We start from the raw sequence: 19,819 nt of genomic DNA on the forward strand, positions 1-19,819 counted from the left end.
CTTGGAGGAAATCATGTCAAAACGTGCACTTATCAGTGTTTCAGACAAAGAAGGTATTGTAGAATTTGCTAAGGAAATTCGAGAATTAGGTTGGGAAATTATCTCAACGGGTGGAACGAAAGCCGTTTTGGACCAAGAAGAAATTCCGAATATTGCAATCGATGAAGTAACAGGATTTCCAGAAATGATGGATGGGCGCCTTAAAACATTGCATCCACTAATTCATGGAGCCCTTCTTGGACGTAGAGACTTGGAAAGTCACATGAAATCAATGACAGAACATCATATTTCTCCAATTGATTTGGTTGTTGTGAACTTATATCCCTTCAAAGAAACTTTGCTTGCTGGGGGCAGTCAAGCAGAAATGATTGAGAAGATTGATATTGGTGGCCCTTCAATGTTGCGTTCAGCAGCTAAAAACCATGCGTCAGTCACAGTCGTTTGTGACCCAAATGATTATGAAAAAGTACTGACAGAGCTGTCAGTAAAAGGTGAAACAAGTTTAAGTTTTCGTCAGCAACTTGCAGCAAAAGTATTTCGCCACACTGCAAGTTATGATGCTTTAATTGCACAATATTTGACAGAAGAATTTCCAGTAGAAAATGTAAAACCAGAAAAATTAACCTTGACTTACGACCTTAAACAAGGAATGCGTTATGGTGAAAATCCGCAACAAAATGCAGATTTTTATGAGTCAGGAATACCTACGACTTATTCAATTGCCCAAAGTAAGCAAATTCATGGTAAAGAACTAAGCTATAACAATGTTCGTGATGCAGATGCTGCTTTACAAATTGCAAGAGATTTTGAAGAACCCACAGTTGTAGCCCTCAAACATATGAATCCATGTGGGATTGGAACAGCAACGGATATCGAAAAAGCTTGGGATTATGCCTATGAAGCAGACCCAGTTTCAATTTTCGGTGGAATTATTGTTTTAAATCGAGAAGTAACTTTGGCAACTGCGCAAAAAATGAGTAAGATTTTCCTTGAAATTATTATCGCACCCACTTATAGCAAAGAAGCCTTGGAGGTATTAAGTAAAAAGAAAAATATTCGACTTTTAACCGTTGATTTTTCTAAAAAAGAAGCCTCAGAAAAAGAAGCGCTTGTAACAGGGGTTCTTGGAGGACTACTTGTTCAAAATCAAGATGTCATTGTTGAAAATCCAAAAGAATGGACAGTGGCGACTAAAGTTCAACCAACTGATAGACAAATGGAGGCCATGAAGTTTGCTTGGAAAGCAGTTAAGTTTGTCAAATCAAATGGGATTATTGTGACCAATGACCACCAGACGCTTGGTGTTGGTCCTGGCCAAACTAACCGTGTGGGCTCTGTAAAAATTGCCTTAGAGGCAACCGCAGATAAATCAGTAGAACTTCAAGAAAATGCGGTTCTTGGTTCGGATGCCTTTTTCCCATTTGCTGACAATATCGATGAAATTGCTAAGGCAGGAATTAAAGCAATCGTTCAACCAGGTGGCTCTGTACGCGACCAAGAAGTGATTGATGCCTGTGATAAATATGGAATTGCGATGGTCTTCACAGGACTTCGTCATTTTAGACATTAATAAAAAGTCTACCTTTAGGGTAGATTTTTTTCTCTAATTTAATATTAAAATTTCTATTGTAAATCATCTGTCTATTGTCATTGAAAAAATTTTAAAGTTTCAGAACATTCATCTTTATCTCCTTTTCTGATATAATGTAGGGAATGCAAAGAATACATTAAGCAAAGGAAAAGAAATGACTGTACTACTTTTTGATATTGATAACACCTTACTTGATTTTGATAAAGCAGAATATGATGCTTTGGGAAAAATTTTTACCCACTATCAAATTGAAGATAATCAGGAAAATCGTGCGACTTACTCTCGTGAAAACAAAGCGCTTTGGCGTTTACACGAATCAGAAAAACTTTCACGAGAAGAACTTCTATCTACTCGATTTGACCATGCTTTTAGAGCTTTAAATGTGTCAGTAAATTATAATCCAGTTGCTGTTGATGATGAATATCAACTTTACTTATCACAAGGTCATGAGCTGATTAAACATGCCAAAGAATTACTGATAGAGCTGTCAGCAAAAGGAGCAGAAATGTATGTGGTTAGTAATGGAACATCACGTGTTTCTCGCCCACGAATTTTTGAGTCTGGAATCTCTGACCACTTTAGAGAAATCTTTATTAGTGAAGAAGTGGGTCATCATAAGCCTTCTCTTGCTTTCTTCGATTACGTCTTTGACCACATTGAAGCGGCCAATCAAAAAGAATTTACAATCGTTGGCGACTCCCTAGCAACTGATATTTTAGGAGGGAATAGAGCTGGAATAAAGACAATTTGGTATAATCCAAAACAATTGGAAGTTAGTGGAGAAGCACAACCAGATGTGCAAATCCAAGATTTGCTAGAAATTCCAACATTAATAAAAGCTGGTAATTAATACAAAAAACTGTCAAAATATTGACAGTTTTTTTTGCATTTTCAATTAGGATAATTAAAGCAAATTCTTCAATATTCAGGAACTTCTTCCTTGCCAGCAGCAACATCAATCATTTCTTTAGAAAGTGGTTTTTCGGGCATAAATAGACCGAGAATCAATGAAAGAATCATTAAGGGAACAATCCAGAAAAAAGTTCTCCCAAAAGAATGGCTATTGGTCAGGATAATGGCAAAGATTGCCGAAGCAAAAGACCCACCAAGACTCTTGAAAAAATTGAGGGCGCCAGTTGCTGCACCAATTTGTTGATAAGGAACTGCATTTTGTCCAGCCACAAGAGCTACTTGAATCATAGCACCTTGCCCAAAGCCCATGATAAATAAAGCCAACAAAATCAGCCAGAGCGCTGTATGAGCAGCTAGTCCAATTAATAAAAGACTTGCTAGACCAATCAATAAACTACCGAGTACAGCTAAATATTTGTAATGTCCCGTGCGAGCAATGACTTCTCCAAAAAGACTGGAAGCAATCATTAAACCATTCAGCATGGGAATGATACTAGAACCAGCCGCCGTTGCTGAATAGCCACGAATTTCGGAAAAATACATGGGCGTAAAAACCATGCCCACAAAGAGTGCTGCTGTTGCCAAGAAAAATTGCAGACTTGAGATAGAAAATATACTAGATTTGAAGAAAGAAATGGGTGTGATTGGTTCTTTAGTATGATTTTCAACAAAAACAAAGGCAATAAGAGATAATAAAGCAACAAGGAATAAGGAGATGATTTGCAAAGAAGCCCAAGCAAAAGTAGAACCAGCAAGCGATAAGGTGAGCAAAAGCGTTGTAGTCCCAACTGTAATCAAAAGACTTCCTGAAATATCAATTTTTACTCCTGAATCATGGTTAGGATTAGCTAATTTCAAATAACTTGCGATTAGAATTAAAGAAAGAATACCAATAGGCAAGTTGATAAAGAAAATCCAGTGCCAACTAAAGATATCCGTGATAAATCCCCCAAGAAATGGTCCAGCAATCAGAGCCACAGCAGGAACAAGCCCAGCAATTCCTAAATAACGAGAACGTTCGCGAGCAGGAACTAAATCAGCAATGACCACCATACAAAGTGTATTTAAACCACCTCCGCCAATTCCTTGAAAGGCGCGAGCAATGATGAGAAACCAGATATTATCAGAAATTCCCGAAAAAAGTGAACCGATAAGAAAAATGCCGAGTGCGATTTGCAATATGGCTTTACGACCAAATAAATCGCCGAGTTTTCCAAAAATTAAGGTAGTTACTGCCGAAGTCAAGAGATAAGCAGTCGTCACCCAGGTGATTTGGTCGCTATTTCCAATCGCCCGAGCAATGGTCGGAAGGCTTGCAGCCACAATCGTTTGGTCAAGGGTAGCAATAAATAAAACGAGCATGAGCGGAATCATAAGAATCCAAAGTTTTTTATTTTTCATATTAAGATGTGATTCATCTAGCTTTAGAGAAGACGAACACAGTTCCTTTCCAAGAAATTAAGTAACTGAGTTACTTTTTATCTTTATGAAAATGATTATACTCGGTTACTTTTTGCTTGTCAAGAGAAAAAGTTACCGAGTTACTAAAAATGTGTTATACTAGAATTATGAGTAAAAGAGAAGATAAAAAGATGGCTAAAAGATTGGAAATTCTCACAAAATCAATGCATCTTTTTGAAGAAAAAGGCTTTGATAACGTAACTGTGCAGGAGATTGCTAATGAATGTGGAATCGCCAAAAAAACACTTTTTCAATACATTTCATCTAAAGAAGAGCTTGTTTTTGATAATGAGGGTGAACTTTTAGAATTGATTATTAAAGTTTTAAAAGAAATTCCAGCTGATAAAATCTGGGAAACTTACAAAAATTGGCTCTTGAATACTTCGGCGAATAATGAAAAAGAAGTTTTTTTAAATCTGCCAGCGATTATTGAAGAAAGTGATATTTTAAGACGCCGTCTACTTGAGATGTGGCATACTTACGAACAAGAGTTGACCAAATTTCTTAATGAGGAAAACACTTTTTCTTTATTATCATCTGAGATTCTTGCAGCTCGCATGGTTTTAGCCTTACGATTACTTTTTGCTGAAAAATATGAAGTCAATGAAATCTTAAATCAGATTTAAAAAACACTGTTTTGATAAACAGTGTTTTTTAATTATGCTTTTGCTTTTTTTCGTAAGAATAGCGTTAAAATGAAACCTACAATAACGAAAAGGAGGAGTAACCAGAAAGTATGGTGGAAGGCAGTTAGATTTGCTTGTAAAGGAGAAAGTCCAGTCTGTTTTTTGATTTGACCACTTAAAAATGCTGTCAAAAAGGCAATGGCAAATGAGTTGACTACTTGCATCATTTCATTTGTTAGTGGAGTAACTCGACTGATATTTTTCATTGGAACAGATTGAAGGGCGTGGTTATTAACTTGCATATTGACCAGACCTTGACTTAAACCAAGTAAAATAATAGCACAAAGTGTGAAAGGTAAAGAAGAACTAGGTTTAATTTGACTAAAAAGACTAAGACTTATAGCTCCCAGAGTAAAACCCGGCAGAACTGCAGCTTTTGTCCCAAATTTATCAAAAATACGCCCACCGATTGTCATTCCTAAAAAACTAGCAATTGCCTGCGGAACCATGATTAGCCCTGTATTTTCAGAAGAAAGTCCAACGACATTTTGTAAGTAAAGTGGGACAAGAAGCATGGCCCCGAAAACAACGATTTGATTGAGCCACATGAGCGAAATTCCTTTTGTAAATTCAGGAATTGCAAAAACTCGAAGGTGTAAAAGAGGATTCTCAACACGTAGTTCAACAATAATGAATAAAAGCAACATGATTATACCAAGGCCTACAAAAGAGAAGACAGTAGGATTTGACCAGCCTTTATCTGTCCCAACGTGTACACCATAAATTAAAATTGGAAAGGCAAATGGAGAAAGAAGAGCCCCTTTTAAATCAATTTTACTTGCTTTATTTGCCGGAAAATTTGGGAGAAAGAGGAGAACAAAGATTAGAGCTAGAACTCCAACCGGAAGATTAATCAAAAAGACAGTTGACCAATTGAAGTGTTTAACTAAGAAACCTGAAAGTGCAGGTCCTATTGTTGGAGCGAGCAACATTGGTAACCCTAGAAGGCCCATCATTGAACCTCGTTTTTCCATTGGGATAATTTTAAAAGACATCCCAATTCCGATTGGAGCAACAACGCCACCAGTTAAGCCTTGAGCAATTCGCCAAATAATAAGACTTTGCAGTGAGTGAGCGTTAGCTGCAAGAAATGAAGCGATAGTGAAAAAAATGATTGCTAAAGCAAAAACTTTTTTATCTGAAAAGCGGTCTCCCAAAAATCCAGCAAATGGAATAACTGTGGCCATAGCTAAAGTATAAGAAGTAATGACCCACTGACTATTTGAGAGATTTTGATGGAAAGCAGACTGGATATGCGGAAGAGTGACATTCATAATGGTTGTATCCATCATTACTAAAAGCATTCCAATTGCAATTGTTAGAACCGCAGGTAAGACTTTTTTTAAATTAAAATCATTAGTATTATTCATAAAGAACCTTCTTTTATATTTTTAGAACACCGTTCGGTAAAAATGATACCATTGTTCTGAAATAAAGTCAAGAAAAAAACTTCCTCAGGAAGTTTTTTATAAATTAATTAATTTTAAGCATTTTTTCAATTCCTGAAATAATAAGCTGTAAACCAAACTCAAAACTTTCAGAAGAGCTAAGACTGGTGAGGCTTTCAGTTCGCCAATATTTATCGAGAAAAGGAGCCAGTTGTACCAGAGGAATTTTGACAGTAGAAAGAGGTTTTTCGGGTTGCTCTACTAAACGATCACTATCTATTTTACTGGTGTAAATAAAATTTAGAAAAAGGTTAATGGTGTAAAATTTATGATCATCAGAAAGCTTGAGATCATCTACAATCATTAAAAGTTTATCAAAGAGCCGAAGATAGTTCTCAGATTCTGGTGGATAATCCATCATCAATTGTGCGAGGTTTGGATAAGATTCTAAAACAGCATAAATATTTTTACCATAGACGAAAAGGCGGTCTTGCCACGTTTTCTCATTTGCTGGAAAAATAATTTCAAGGCTTGCTTTATCAATAAGTTCTGCAAAAAGTGCTTCTTTACTTGAAAAATGGTAGTAAAGAGAAGACACTGTCATTCCTAGCCGACTAGCTAATTTACGCATTGAAAATTCTGTGAGAGGAAGTTCTTCTAAAAGTTCCCAGCTGCTACTAATAATTTTATCTTTGGTTGGTTGAGTCGCCATAAGTTTTCGCTTTCTTTTTCTACTTAGATTTATTTTACATGTTTTTAATGAAAATTGCGATAGAAAAGCTGATAAACAAATTTGTCATTTAAAAATTTCAAGAGGAAAACTCTGGCTAGAATTGAGTAAATACCGAACAATCTCTCTTCTTATTTGTTGAAACTTTTGTTCAGGCTTTTTCTTTTATCACAAATCTTTTAAGATAGAATTATAAGATTTATAAAGCAAGAAAAGATAGATGAGCTATCGTCACTTTGACTTTTATTATTCGTTCAAGATTTGTTGAATAATAAATAAAATAGCTGAATACACAAGTTTGTGTATATAAAAAGCGTTTGGGAATATCGGAGAAATGATGAAAATTTTGGTAATTGGTTCTGGCGGCCGCGAACATGCCTTAGCAAAAAAATTTATGGAAAGTCCTCAAGTTGAAGAAGTCTTTGTAGCTCCAGGCAATTCAGGAATGGAAAAAGATGGAATTCAAATAGTTGATATTTCCGAACTATCTAATGATAAATTAGTTGAATTTGCTCAAAATCAAAACATTGGACTAACGTTTGTTGGCCCAGAAACTGCTTTGATGAATGGCGTCGTCGATGCTTTTATAAAAGCAGAATTACCAATTTTTGGGCCAAATAAAATGGCCGCAGAGCTAGAAGGTTCTAAAGATTTTGCAAAATCAATTATGAAAAAATATGGGGTTCCAACGGCTGATTATGCTACTTTTGATAGCTTAGAGCCTGCTCTTGCATATCTAGATGAAAAAGGAGTTCCTCTTGTTATTAAAGCTGATGGGCTTGCTGCTGGAAAGGGTGTGACGGTTGCCTTTGATATTGAGACCGCTAAGTCAGCTCTGGTCGATATTTTTTCTGGTAGTCAAGGAAAAGTTGTGATTGAGGAATTTCTTGATGGTGAAGAATTTTCTTTATTTAGTTTTGTCCATGACGGGAAAATATATCCGATGCCGATTGCTCAAGACCACAAACGAGCTTTTGATGGAGATAAAGGCCCTAACACAGGGGGAATGGGGGCTTACTCACCGGTCCTACATATTTCTAAGGAGGTTGTAAATGAGGCTCTGGAAAAAGTTGTTAAACCAACAGTAGCTGGAATGATAAAAGAAGGAAAATCATTTACAGGTGTTCTTTATGCAGGTTTAATTTTGACAGAAGACGGAGTCAAAACAATTGAATTTAATGCACGCTTTGGGGATCCTGAAACCCAAGTTGTTCTCCCCCGTTTAAAAAGTGACTTAGCTCAAGTAATTATTGATATTTTAGCTGGAAATGAGCCAACATTAGAATGGCTTGAGTCTGGTGTGACTTTGGGTGTGGTTGTTGCTGCAGAAGGCTATCCTAGTCAAGCAAAACTGGGACTTATTCTTCCAGAAATTCCTGAAGGTTTAAATGTTTATTATGCAGGAGTTTCCAAAAATGAAAATAATCAATTAATCTCTAGTGGAGGCCGAGTTTATCTTGTTTCTGAAACGGGAGAAGATGTAAAAAGTACACAGAAATTGCTTTATGAAAAACTTGATAAATTGGAAAATGATGGTTTCTTTTATCGTCATGATATTGGTTCAAAAGCCGTAAAATAATTTGAATAGTAAGGGTTCAAAGTTACTGACATAAATTTTTCGGCTGGAGAAATTTGTTTAGAAATGGGGAAAGATGATTTTCGTTTTTGACCTTGATGGGACGATTTGTTTTGACGGAAAAATGATTTCGTCAGAACTTATAAAATTACTGACAGAACTGTCAGTAAAAAATCAACTGGTTTTTGCATCCGCCCGTCCTATTCGGGATATGTTGCCATTACTGTCAGCATTTCCAGAGCATTTTTTAATTGGTGGAAATGGTTCTATTGTGCGAAATAATCAAGAAATTGAGATTGTTCAACCAATCTTAGAGTCAGATTTTTTGGTAATAAAAAAAATAATTGCTGACAATGATTTGGATTATTTAGTTGATTCAGATTGGAATTATGCTCTTTTGAATAGAGATGATACAAAAGCTAAAATTAATGACAAGCTTGACCAACTTCATTTAGCACAAAATATTGGGCTTTCCGAAATTGATAAAGCTATCAAATGTTGTTTACTCAATCATCAAGAGGAGAATATTTTAAATGAATTGACAAAATTAGAGCTTGAAATTGTCAGTCACGAGGAAAGTGAAAATATTGATTTAACGGCAAAAGCTGTTAATAAATATACAAGTTTTCGTAAATATTTTCCCGAAGAAAAATATATTGCTTTTGGAAATGATGCAAATGATATCCAATTATTAGCTCATGCGGAACTTTCCATTGCTATTGGGAATAATCGAACATTAGATTTTGCTGATGTTCATTTAGACGAAAAAGAAATTTTAGGATATTTGGAGAAAATAAAATGGCAGAAGTAGCAATTATCATGGGTTCGAGCTCAGATTGGGCGACAATGAAAGAAACAGCAAAAATTTTAGATGACTTTGGTTTAGCTTATGAAAAAAAGGTCGTATCCGCACACCGAACACCAGCTTTAATGGCTGAATTTTCGAGCCAAGCTCGTGAGGCAGGTTATAAAGTTATCATCGCGGGTGCTGGTGGAGCCGCTCATTTGCCAGGAATGGTAGCTGCTCAGACCCTCGTCCCAGTCATTGGCGTTCCAATAAAATCGCGAGCTTTGTCTGGTTTGGATTCACTTTATTCGATTGTTCAAATGCCGGCAGGGGTTCCTGTAGCGACAATGGCAATTGGAGAGGCTGGAGCAAAAAATGCTGCTTTATTTGCTTTGCAACTTTTGGCGAATACAGACGAGAATTTATACCAAAAATTGTTGGTCTATCGGGCTGCTGCACAAGAAATGGTTGAGGAATCAAACAAAGCATTACTTTAATAAGAGTTCAAAAGTTGTAGGATTTCAAATAATGAAGGGTAGGAAGACTTGTGATAAAGAATACAAAGCAAACAATTGGTATTATTGGTGGAGGTCAGCTTGGACAGATGATGGCAATTGCTGCTCAATACATGGGACATAAAGTCATTACACTTGACCCAAATCCAAACTGTTCTGCGGCAAAAGTATCTGATGAACTGATTGTTGCACCTTATGATGACGTTGAAAACTTATTAAGACTCGCCTATGCTTGTGACGTCATTACTTATGAGTTTGAAAATGTATCAGCAAAAGCTTTGCACGAAATTGAAGACTGTGTAAGGATTCCTCAAGGAATACGTCTGTTAGAGATTACGCAAAATCGTCGCTTTGAAAAAGAATTTTTGACCAACGAAGCTAAAGTTAATGTTGCACCTTGGCAACTCGTAGATTCAGCGGAAAAACTCCCAGAAACAGTAACTAGAAAACAAGTTTTAAAAACAACAACTGGAGGCTATGACGGTCATGGACAAGTGGTTTTAAATGCTGATAAAGACTTGTCAGCAGCTAAATCACTGACAGAACTTTCAGAATGTGTTTTAGAAGATTTTATTTCTTTTGAACGTGAAATTTCTGTTATTATTAGTGGAAATGGTCACGAATATGTGGTTTTTCCTCTAGCTGAAAACGAACATAGAGAAAACATCTTACATCAGACGATTTCTCCGGCTCGTATATCTGCTGAAATTACAGAGAATGCTTATAAAATTGCGACCTCAATTGCGGAAAAATTAGAGCTATCTGGCACCTTATGTGTGGAAATGTTTTTAACAGCAGATGGTCAAATCTATGTCAATGAACTAGCACCAAGACCACATAATAGTGGCCACTTTACCATTGAAGCTTGTGATTTCAATCAATTTGATTTACATATTAAAGGGATTTTAGGAGAAGACCTACCAGAACCTAAACTTTTGAAACCTGCCATTATGTTGAACGTTTTAGGGCAACACGTTGAGGCAGTTAAGAATCTTAATCATGAGCATGCCGATTGGCATCAACATGATTATGGAAAAGCAGATGCTAAACATAATCGAAAAATGGGACATGTGACAATCTTAACAAATGATTTTGACCAAACGATTAATGAAATTAAAGCAACTAAAATTTGGGATTAATAAAAAATACTTGGTAAAAGCCAAGTATTTTTTTTATTTGATTTAGGTATGATAAAATGACAACATTTCCCCTGAAAAATAGAACAAAACAGTAAGATAAGATTCTTAGAAAGCGATATCATTAACTTGTTAAAAATAAAGAGTCTAAAAATGACTACTTGTTTTTTCAAAGTTTTTTTCTAAATAATATTGCAAAATATCAAAAGAGCCTCTATCAGAATAAAAAACTTGATTATCAATTTTATCTTGATTGAAAGTCATATAGTTGAGATTTGGGAAGAGTACACTATTTTTTCTAAATTCCTTCGGTAGAACACCATAAGATTTAAGAAAAGCGGTGTTGAGCGTTCTGATATCTGAGAAACCACACATGTAAGCAATATTTAATAAATTATCTTTAGAAGAAGAAAGTAATGTTCTTGCTTTTTCAGAACGAATCTTATTTAAATACTCGTTGAAATTAATCCCAAAATTACTTTTAAAGAAATGGGAAAAATACGTTCTGGAAAGTCCTTCATGCGAAGCAATCATTTCTAAAGAAATTTTATGGTCGTAGTTTTCATGAATGTAAGAAGAAATTCTCTCCATTCGCTCTTGGAGATCCATTAATTTATTTTGTTCAGAACTGCTTAAAATACTGTATTCAGAAATACTTAATAAGCGATCTAATAAAAGGGAAGTATATCCGTGAGTACGCAAGGAATTATTCTTATCATCAGCAAAATAACTTAAAGCCGCTTGTAAGAGTAATTTTAAAGTTTCAGGTTGATTTTTTAGATTGAAAGGATGATTTTCAAAATAAATTTTATCCAGCTGAGGGAAGATAATTTTAAAAATTTCTGATGAAAACTGTAGAATCAAAAGTTTCATAGAGTCGCTTGAAGATAGTTCGTGAACTTGGCAACTATTAAAGATAATTGCCTGTCCAGCTTTGATTTCAAAGCATTGCTCTTGCGTTATTACCTGACCAGCCCCTTCTAAGACAAAAGCTAATTCAATGTCAAAATGAAGGTGAGGTTTTCTGTAAGTAATATCGACAAGTAAAAAATTAAGATTATTTATTTTTGAATGATAAATATTCTCTAATTCGTTTTTCATGTTCATTCTCTCCTAATCACTATTATTATGACATATATTACAAGAAATGTATAGTAGTAATTACGAGTTTGAAAATAATATTAATATCATAAAGAGGAGGAGCTATAAAAATGGCTTACTTTAACGACATCGCACCTATCAAATACGAAGGTACAAAAACTAAAAATATGTTTGCCTTTCGCCATTATAATCCAGAAGAAGTAGTTGCTGGTAAAACAATGGAAGAACAACTTCATTTTGCCCTTGCATTTTGGCATACAATTACAATGGATGGGTCAGATCCCTTTGGGGGAGCAACAATGGAACGCCCTTGGGATTTGGAAGGTGGTTCTGAACTTGACCGTGCTCACCGTCGAGTAGATGCTTTCTTTGAAATTGCTGAAAAATTAGGTGTTAAATATTATTGTTTCCATGATATTGATATTGCACCTACTGGAAATTCTTTGAAAGAATTTTATGCTAATTTGGACGAAATTACTGACCACCTTCTTGAAAAACAAAAAGCAACAGGGATTAAATTACTTTGGAATACAGCAAACATGTTTTCAAATCCCCGCTATATGAATGGTGTTTCAACTTCTAATCGTGCTGAAGTCTTTGCTTATGGTGCTGCACAAGTTAAAAAAGGTCTTGAACTTTCTAAAAAACTCGGTGGTGAAAATTACGTCTTCTGGGGTGGTCGTGAAGGTTATGAATCACTTTTGAATACAGATATGGGTCTTGAAATGGATCATATGGCAAAATTCTTCCATTTGGCAATTGATTATGCAAAATCAATCAACCACTTGCCCATTTTCTTGATTGAACCAAAACCAAAAGAACCAATGACTCACCAATATGATTTTGACTCAGCAACAGCTCTTGCTTTCTTGCAAAAATATGATTTGGACAAATATTTCAAACTCAATCTTGAAACAAATCATGCTTGGTTGGCTGGACACACTTTTGAACACGAATTAAATACTGCTCGTACTTTCAATGCTTTGGGTTCTATTGATGCCAATCAAGGAAATTACTTGCTTGGTTGGGATACAGATGAATTCCCAACACTTGTTATTGATATCACACTTGCGATGCACCAAATTCTTTTGAACGGTGGACTTGGCAAAGGTGGAATTAACTTTGATGCGAAAGTACGTCGTACAAGTTTCAAAGCAGAAGATTTAATTCTTGCTCATATTGCAGGGATGGATACTTATGCGCGTGCTTTGAAAGGTGCAGCAGCAATCATTGAAGATAAATTCTTGTCTGATATTGTTGACGAACGTTATAGTTCATACAAAAATACAGAAGTTGGACAATCTATTGAAAATGGAACAGCAACTTTTGAAAGTCTTGCCGCATTTGCACTTGAACATGGTGACGATATTGAACTTGATTCTAATCACTTGGAATACATCAAATCAGTATTGAATGACTATCTTGTTTAAAATTTAGAACTTAAAAGAGGGCGAGGAATTCCTCCTCGTCCTTCTCTTTTATTATGAGGAATAATAATGACTTACGTGTTAGGAATTGACTTAGGAACATCAAGTCTTAAAGGAATTTTGATGGATGAAGTTGGTAATTTAATTACAACAAAATCTGCTGAATACCAAATTGATACGCCCAAACAAGGCTATTCTGAACAACGTCCAGAATATTGGATTGTGGCACTTGAATCAGTACTGACCGGTTTGTCAGTAGAAATTTCAGATTTTGGTCAGCAACTTGCAGGCATTAGTTTTTCGGGGCAAATGCATTCATTAGTTGTTTTAGATGACAATAATAAACCAGTTTATCCAGCAATTCTTTGGAATGATGTGAGAACAAGCAAACAATGTCAAGAAATTACTGACAGACTTGGTCAGCGACTTTTAGAGATTACAAAAAATATTGCTCTTGAAGGATTTACCTTACCAAAAATTCTTTGGCTCCAAGAAAATGAACCAGAGGTTTGGTCAAGAGTTAAAAAAATAATGTTGCCAAAAGATTACTTGAGCCTTTGGCTGACAGGAAATATTTATACCGAATTTTCTGACGCAGCAGGAACTTTACTTTTAGATATTGAGAAAAAACAATGGTCAGAGGAAATTACTGACGCATTCAATATTGAAAGGAAAATTCTACCTGAATTGATTGAATCCACTGACCGAACAGGATTTGTCAAGGCAGAAATAGCTGAACGCTATAAACTGACAAATAAAGTAAAAGTATTTGCTGGTGGAGCCGATAATGCTGCCGCCGCTCTGGGTGTTGGTTTAATCAATGAAGAAGTGGGCTTGATTTCAATGGGAACCTCCGGAGTCGTTTCCGCTTATGAACCTAAAATTGCAGATTATAAAGGAAAACTTCATTTCTTTAATCACACGGTTCCGGGTGCTTATTACTCAATGGGAGTAACCTTGGCTGCTGGAAATTCTTTAAACTGGTATAAGGAAACTTTTGGAAAAGGCTTGAGTTTCAATGAACTTTTGTCAGAAGTTTACACAGTTTCTCCTGGTTCAGAAGGATTGCTCTTTACGCCATATATTGTAGGTGAAAGAACACCACATTTTGATTCAAAAATTCGCGGAAGTTTTATAGGAATTTCTGCTCATCATGAACAAAAACATTTTTCAAGAGCAGTGCTTGAAGGAATTACCTTTTCATTGCGTGATTCTAAAGATATCATGGAAAAAACGAAAAACAAGAAGTTTAAACGTTTGATTTCCGTAGGTGGGGGTGCGCAAAATCCCGACATTATGCAAATGCAAGCAGATATTTTTAATTCTGAAATGATTCGCTTAACGGTTGAGCAGGGACCGGGACTTGGTGCTTGTATGATTGCTGCTTTTGGTTGCGGACTTTTTGATAGCTTAGAAGCGGTCACTAAAGCTTTTGTTCATTACAAGGAAGCCAGTTTCATACCAAATCCAAAAAATGTAGCACGTTATGAGCAAATTTATCAAATTTGGAAACAAGTTTATAAAAATATCTCTGAAATTTCTCATCAATTAGTAGAATTCAATGACGAAGGTTAATTATGACATTTACCATTTCCAAAGAATCTTTGCCTTTTAGAGCTGACAAATCAATTAGTCAGATTACATTATCAAATGAACGACTCACCATCGTTGTCCATGATTATGGAGCAAGAGTCCATCAACTCCTCATTCCTGACAAAAATGGAACATTTGAAAATATTCTTTTATCCAAAAATAATTCCGAAACCTATGCAAATGATGGAGGATATTATGGTGTAATTTGCGGTCCAGTTGCCGGGCGTATTTCAGGCGCTACTTATGATTCTGTCAGTTTAGAGGCAAATGAAGGAAAAAATAATTTACATTCAGGAAGTCATGGTTGGGAAAGACAATTTTGGACTTATGAGACTTTTGAAACAGACTCATCTGTTGGTATCACGCTAAGTTTAACCGATAGAGAGTCAGGCATTCCAGGTCAAATCCAAGCAGAAGTTACTTATAAATTAACTGACAATAAGTTAGAAGTGACAATATCAGGTCTGTCAGCAACTGACACAGTCTTTAATCCGGCTTGGCATCCTTATTTTAATCTGTCAGCAGAATTATCAACGACTCATGAGCATTTCATTCAAGCAAATGTTGACTTTCTGGTTGAAACCAATCAAGAGAATATACCAACTGGTCGTCTTCTAAATGTTGACGACAGTTCTTATTCCATTAAAGAAAGCGTTTCAATCAAAAAACTTTTAAAAGATAATCCCGTAGGACTAGATGATTGCTTTGTTTTTAATCCCAAAGAAGATAAAAGTTTAATGCTTTATGACCCTTTATCTGGTCGGAAACTAGTAGCTCAAACTGATAGACAAGCGGTCGTGATTTATACAGCCACAAATCCAGAAATAGAGTCAATGATTAATGACAGACCAATGTCCAAAAATCGCGGAATTGCTATTGAATTTCAAGAAATACCTGACCTTGTTCATCATCCTGAATGGGGAACGATTGAGCTTAAAGCAGGTCAAAAAAAGACTTTTATAACAGAATATCTATTTACAACGGATTAAAAATTTACTGACAGACTCATCAGTAAAAATAATTTTAATAAAATAATAGGAGGGATGTACTCAAAAATGAGTAATAAAATCAAACAAGTTCAACATGATGAATATCATGAATTAACGCTTGGAGAACGTATTGGTTATGGAATGGGGGATTTTGCACAAAACCTTGTCTTTGGGACTGTTGGTGGATTTTTAGCACTCTATATGACAACAGTCAATGCGATTGGTACTGCAACAGCCGGTTTTATTTTTCTGTTTGTCCGAATTATTAATGTATTTTGGGACCCAATGGTTGGGACTTTTATTGATAAAAGAACATCAAAAGCAGGAAAATATCGTCCTTGGCTTTTAAGAGCAGGTATTCCTCTAGTGATTTTAGCTGCCTTACTTTTTGCGCCTCTACCAGGTGTTAAAGGGTCTGTCCCCTTTGCTTTTATCGTTTATTTTGCCTTAGACTTAGTATATTCAGTTGTTAATATTCCTTATGGTTCACTTAATGCATCATTAACTCGTAATCCGGAATCCGTTGATAAGCTGACAAGTACACGGATGATGTTGGCAAATGGAGCAAATCTCTTAGTCTATACCCTCTTTCCAATGTTTGTTCAAATGGCAGCACCGAAAGAAAGAAGTCTTAAAGATACTGGATTATTTGGCCTTAAACTTCATATGGGGAATTATACTGATCCCTCAGCGGGACATGCTTGGTTTGGAGTTTACTCAGTTTATATGATTATTGGTGCAATAGCTTTATTCCTATGTTATAAATTGACCAAAGAACGTGTGGTTGCAACAGCAGAACAATCGGCAGAAGTTAAAACAACTGACCTCTTCCTTGAATTAAAGAACAATCGTCCACTTGTGATTCTAGGGATTTTCTTCATGTTAGCTTTCACTTTCATGTTTTTCATGAATACTGTAAATGGTTTCTTTAATCAATTTGTTGTTGGACATTCAGAATGGATGGGAGCCATTGGCCTCATTGCTTCAATTCCAGGAATTGTTTTCCCAATCTTTTGGCCTCGTTTAAAGAAAATTTTCGGTAAAAAAGGTTTCTTCCATCTTTTTATCGGAATGTTCATTGTTGGAGAAATTTTGACATATATTTGGTCCCTTAATGGAATGCATGATGCCCTATGGTTAGCTTATGTTGCTACCTTTATTAAACAATGGGGCTTAACTTCAGCAACAGGATTCATGTGGGCATTAGTTCCTGAAGTTGTCGCTTATGGAGAACTCAAATCGGGTAAAAGAAATGCTGCGATTATTAACGCAATCATGGGACTTTTCTTCAAAATTGGTTTTACATTAGGTGGAGCGATTCCACTTTGGTTCTTAGCAGCTTATGGTTTCAATGAGACAGCAGCACATCAACATGCTAATGCCTTAGCTGGTATAAATCTCACAGCAATTTGGATTCCAGCTGTTCTTGCTCTTATATCAATGATTATTATGCAACTCTATCCAATTTCTGATAAGGATGTAGCAGAGATTAATCAACAGCTTGATAAAAAACGTGCTCAATTTAAGGAAGCGGAATAATTTATATTAAAAGGAGACAAAATCATGTCACTTATTCAAAACCCAATTCTTACCGGGTTTAATGCAGACCCAAGCATTATTCGCGTAGAAGATACTTATTACATCGCGAACTCCACTTTTGAGTGGTTTCCTGGCGTTCGTTTGCACGAATCAAAAGATTTAGAACATTGGAACCTACTTCCAAGTCCATTGTCAACAACCACTTTGTTGGATATGAGAGGAAACTCAGCTTCAGGTGGAATTTGGGCCCCTGATTTATCCTATGCTGATGGTAAATTTTGGCTTGTTTATACAGATGTTAAGGTTGTCAATGGTGCTTTCAAAGATATGACCAATTATTTAACAACAGCTACAGACATCAAAGGACCATCGACAGATCCAATCAAGCTCAATGGTCTTGGCTTTGACGCTTCACTTTTCCATGATAAAGACGGACGGAAATACTTAGTTCAACAAACATGGGATCATCGTGAATACAAGCATCCATTTGACGGAATCACATTGACTGAGTTTGATGTGACAACAATGAAGTTACAACCTAAAACAGCTAAAACGATTTACAATGGTACAAATGTTAAATTGGTTGAAGGTCCACACCTCTACCAAATTAATGATTATTATTATCTTTTTGCGGCTCAAGGTGGAACAGTCTTTACGCACCAAGAAGTCGTGGCCCGCTCTAAAACATTGGATACTTTATCTTTTGAAACTGAACCCGGCGACCCATTTATTACAAACTTTGATACTCCTGATAATTATATTCAAAAGCAAGGACACGGAGGTCTTGTATCTACACCCAAAGGTGAGTGGTATTATGCTTCCTTATGCGCTCGACCATGGAATCATAAAAATGAATCAAGTACAGACCCTCGTGGTTGGAGCTCTTTAGGTCGTGAAACTTCTATCCAAAAAGTGGAATGGGACGAAGAAGGTTGGCCACGTATTGTTGGTGGTCATGGTGGGACAACTTTTGTCGAAGGACCAAAAGATGCAATTCAGACTAATGCACCTGCTGACCACAGTCAAAAAGACGATTTTGCAAGTTCTACTTTGGATATTAACTGGAATACATTGCGTGTCCCATTTACTGAGAAAATGGGTTCAGTTGGAAATGGCAAGTTAACATTGATTGGTCAGGGCTCTTTGGCAAATAATTTTGATTTATCTTTGATTGCTAGACGTTGGCAAACTTTCTATTTTGACGCAGAAGTCAAAGTAAAATTTAACCCATTTTCTTACCAACAAATGGCTGGATTAACCAACTATTACAATGACCGTCATTGGTCCTTCGCTTTTATCACATGGAATGAAATCAATGGAGCTGTCATTGAAGTTGCTGAGAATAACAGAGGAAACTATACTTCTTATTTAAAAGATAATGCCATTAAAATTCCTGACGGAACTGAATATGTTTGGTTCCGCACTGAAGTCCGTAAAGAATCATATTCTTATGAATATAGTTTTGACGGCAAAAAATTCATAGAAATTCCTGTAGTCTTAGATGCGGCTGTCCTTTCAGATGATTATGTTTTACAAACTTATGGCGGATTCTTCACTGAAGCATTTGTCGGGCTTGCTGCCGTTGATTATTCTGGATATGATAGAGTTGCAGAATTTTATAACTTTGACTATAAAGAATTAGGAGACAAGATCTTACCAGACGGTTCTTATACTTGGAAAACAAGTGAATCAAGATTTGATTAGTCTACAATCCCTTACCTACATATTTGTAGTAAGGGATTTTTAGTAAAGGAAAAAGGAGATGAGAATGTTAGATGAAGCAGAAAAATTACGTTTAGCAAAGCTATCTATTTTTGATAAAATAAATAATGGTGATTGGTACCAATATAGCAAAGAAGTAGAACTACAAAAAATAGTCAAAAATTCTAGTCAAAAAATTTCTGAAATTAATGATAAGGCAAAAGAAAATATTGATGAAGCAAGAAAACTCTTGGATAATTTTCTTCCAAATTTACCTCAAAGTTCAGAAATATATTTTCCAATAACTGCTTTGGAATATCCCAATCGTTTTAAAGTCGGAGAAAATACTTTTATTAATAGTGGACTTCAGATTATTAGTGCGGGTAAGGTTAAGATTGGGAAAAACTGTTTTATTGGACCAAATTGTCAATTATTTACACCTAATCATCATGCCAAGGATGTGTTTTTAAGACGGGAAGGCTGGCAATATGATGGGCCAATAGTAATTGGTAATGATTGTTGGCTTGGCGGTTCAGTGATTCTTTTGCCTGGAGTTTCTTTAGGAGATGATGTTGTCGTTGGTGCTGGCTCTGTGGTGACCAAATCATTTCCTAGCCACTGCATAATTGCTGGAAATCCGGCACGGTTGATAAGAAATAACAACAAAAAAACTACTCTTGATTAGGA

Annotated in this window: 17 protein-coding genes; 13 read left to right on the forward strand and 4 right to left on the reverse strand. The window is 35.8% G+C overall.

The window, feature by feature from the left end; translation table 11 throughout:
- Positions 1–13 precede the first annotated feature (13 nt).
- Both purH and LDP15_RS02160 read left to right on the forward strand, forming a co-directional pair.
- Positions 14–1,570: a bifunctional phosphoribosylaminoimidazolecarboxamide formyltransferase/IMP cyclohydrolase gene (purH, locus tag LDP15_RS02155; RefSeq protein WP_136122574.1), complete on the forward strand. Its 1,557-nt coding sequence runs from the start codon at positions 14–16 to the stop codon at positions 1,568–1,570.
- A 175-nt stretch (positions 1,571–1,745) separates the two neighbouring features.
- Positions 1,746–2,441 (forward strand): YjjG family noncanonical pyrimidine nucleotidase, encoded by a 696-nt coding sequence (locus LDP15_RS02160; protein WP_225513433.1) that lies wholly within the window; start codon positions 1,746–1,748, stop codon positions 2,439–2,441.
- 68 nt (positions 2,442–2,509) lie between these two features.
- Here the strand turns inward: LDP15_RS02160 and LDP15_RS02165 are convergent, their stop codons facing one another.
- Positions 2,510–3,904 (reverse strand): MDR family MFS transporter, encoded by a 1,395-nt coding sequence (locus LDP15_RS02165; RefSeq protein WP_225513432.1) that lies wholly within the window; start codon positions 3,902–3,904, stop codon positions 2,510–2,512.
- A 167-nt stretch (positions 3,905–4,071) separates the two neighbouring features.
- Here LDP15_RS02165 and LDP15_RS02170 point away from each other — a divergent pair, with 167 nt between their 5' ends.
- On the forward strand, positions 4,072–4,590 hold the full coding sequence (locus tag LDP15_RS02170; RefSeq protein WP_158414573.1) for a TetR/AcrR family transcriptional regulator: 519 nt from the start codon (positions 4,072–4,074) through the stop codon (positions 4,588–4,590).
- A gap of 32 nt (positions 4,591–4,622) precedes the next feature.
- On the opposite strand, the gene LDP15_RS02175 is transcribed toward LDP15_RS02170, so the two are convergent.
- The gene (locus LDP15_RS02175) at positions 4,623–6,020 is read right to left on the reverse strand and encodes an MDR family MFS transporter (RefSeq protein WP_015426677.1); all 1,398 of its coding nucleotides are present in this window, start codon (positions 6,018–6,020) and stop codon (positions 4,623–4,625) included.
- 103 nt (positions 6,021–6,123) lie between these two features.
- A complete protein-coding gene (locus LDP15_RS02180) occupies positions 6,124–6,750 on the reverse strand; it encodes a TetR/AcrR family transcriptional regulator (protein WP_015426676.1) in 627 nt (208 codons plus the stop codon).
- Positions 6,751–7,105: 355 nt separating this feature from the next.
- On the opposite strand from LDP15_RS02180, the gene purD reads away from it, so the two are divergent.
- The 4 genes from purD (at position 7,106) to purK (ending at position 10,785) form a co-directional block, all read left to right on the forward strand.
- On the forward strand, positions 7,106–8,347 hold the full coding sequence (gene purD, locus LDP15_RS02185; RefSeq protein WP_042230460.1) for a phosphoribosylamine--glycine ligase: 1,242 nt from the start codon (positions 7,106–7,108) through the stop codon (positions 8,345–8,347).
- Between the two features lie 73 nt (positions 8,348–8,420).
- The gene (locus LDP15_RS02190; RefSeq protein ID WP_136122573.1) at positions 8,421–9,155 is read left to right on the forward strand and encodes an HAD-IIB family hydrolase; all 735 of its coding nucleotides are present in this window, start codon (positions 8,421–8,423) and stop codon (positions 9,153–9,155) included.
- A complete protein-coding gene (purE, locus tag LDP15_RS02195) occupies positions 9,143–9,628 on the forward strand; it encodes a 5-(carboxyamino)imidazole ribonucleotide mutase (protein ID WP_015426674.1) in 486 nt (161 codons plus the stop codon). Before LDP15_RS02190 ends, purE begins: the two co-directional genes overlap by 13 nt.
- A 50-nt stretch (positions 9,629–9,678) precedes the next feature.
- Positions 9,679–10,785, forward strand: a complete 1,107-nt coding sequence (purK, locus tag LDP15_RS02200) for a 5-(carboxyamino)imidazole ribonucleotide synthase (protein WP_136122572.1) — start codon at positions 9,679–9,681, stop codon at positions 10,783–10,785.
- Positions 10,786–10,929: 144 nt separating this feature from the next.
- On the opposite strand, the gene LDP15_RS02205 is transcribed toward purK, so the two are convergent.
- On the reverse strand, positions 10,930–11,883 hold the full coding sequence (locus LDP15_RS02205) for an AraC family transcriptional regulator (RefSeq protein ID WP_042230458.1): 954 nt from the start codon (positions 11,881–11,883) through the stop codon (positions 10,930–10,932).
- 110 nt (positions 11,884–11,993) lie between these two features.
- Here LDP15_RS02205 and xylA point away from each other — a divergent pair, with 110 nt between their 5' ends.
- The 6 genes from xylA (at position 11,994) to LDP15_RS02235 (ending at position 19,817) form a co-directional block, all read left to right on the forward strand.
- Complete coding sequence (xylA, locus tag LDP15_RS02210) at positions 11,994–13,313, forward strand: xylose isomerase (protein WP_012898127.1); 1,320 nt, start codon at positions 11,994–11,996, stop codon at positions 13,311–13,313.
- A 66-nt stretch (positions 13,314–13,379) separates the two neighbouring features.
- A complete protein-coding gene (xylB, locus tag LDP15_RS02215) occupies positions 13,380–14,885 on the forward strand; it encodes a xylulokinase (RefSeq protein ID WP_015426670.1) in 1,506 nt (501 codons plus the stop codon).
- Between the two features lie 2 nt (positions 14,886–14,887).
- A complete protein-coding gene (locus LDP15_RS02220) occupies positions 14,888–15,892 on the forward strand; it encodes an aldose epimerase family protein (protein ID WP_136122571.1) in 1,005 nt (334 codons plus the stop codon).
- Between the two features lie 54 nt (positions 15,893–15,946).
- Positions 15,947–17,431, forward strand: a complete 1,485-nt coding sequence (locus tag LDP15_RS02225) for an MFS transporter (RefSeq protein ID WP_225513431.1) — start codon at positions 15,947–15,949, stop codon at positions 17,429–17,431.
- Between the two features lie 24 nt (positions 17,432–17,455).
- Positions 17,456–19,135 (forward strand): glycoside hydrolase family 43 protein, encoded by a 1,680-nt coding sequence (locus tag LDP15_RS02230; protein ID WP_225513430.1) that lies wholly within the window; start codon positions 17,456–17,458, stop codon positions 19,133–19,135.
- Between the two features lie 58 nt (positions 19,136–19,193).
- Positions 19,194–19,817: a sugar O-acetyltransferase gene (locus LDP15_RS02235; protein WP_015426666.1), complete on the forward strand. Its 624-nt coding sequence runs from the start codon at positions 19,194–19,196 to the stop codon at positions 19,815–19,817.
- The last annotated feature ends 2 nt before the right edge of the window (positions 19,818–19,819 follow it).

It is taken from the genome of Lactococcus sp. SK2-659 (genome assembly GCF_020218185.2).
GTDB classification, from domain to species: domain Bacteria; phylum Bacillota; class Bacilli; order Lactobacillales; family Streptococcaceae; genus Lactococcus; species Lactococcus lactis.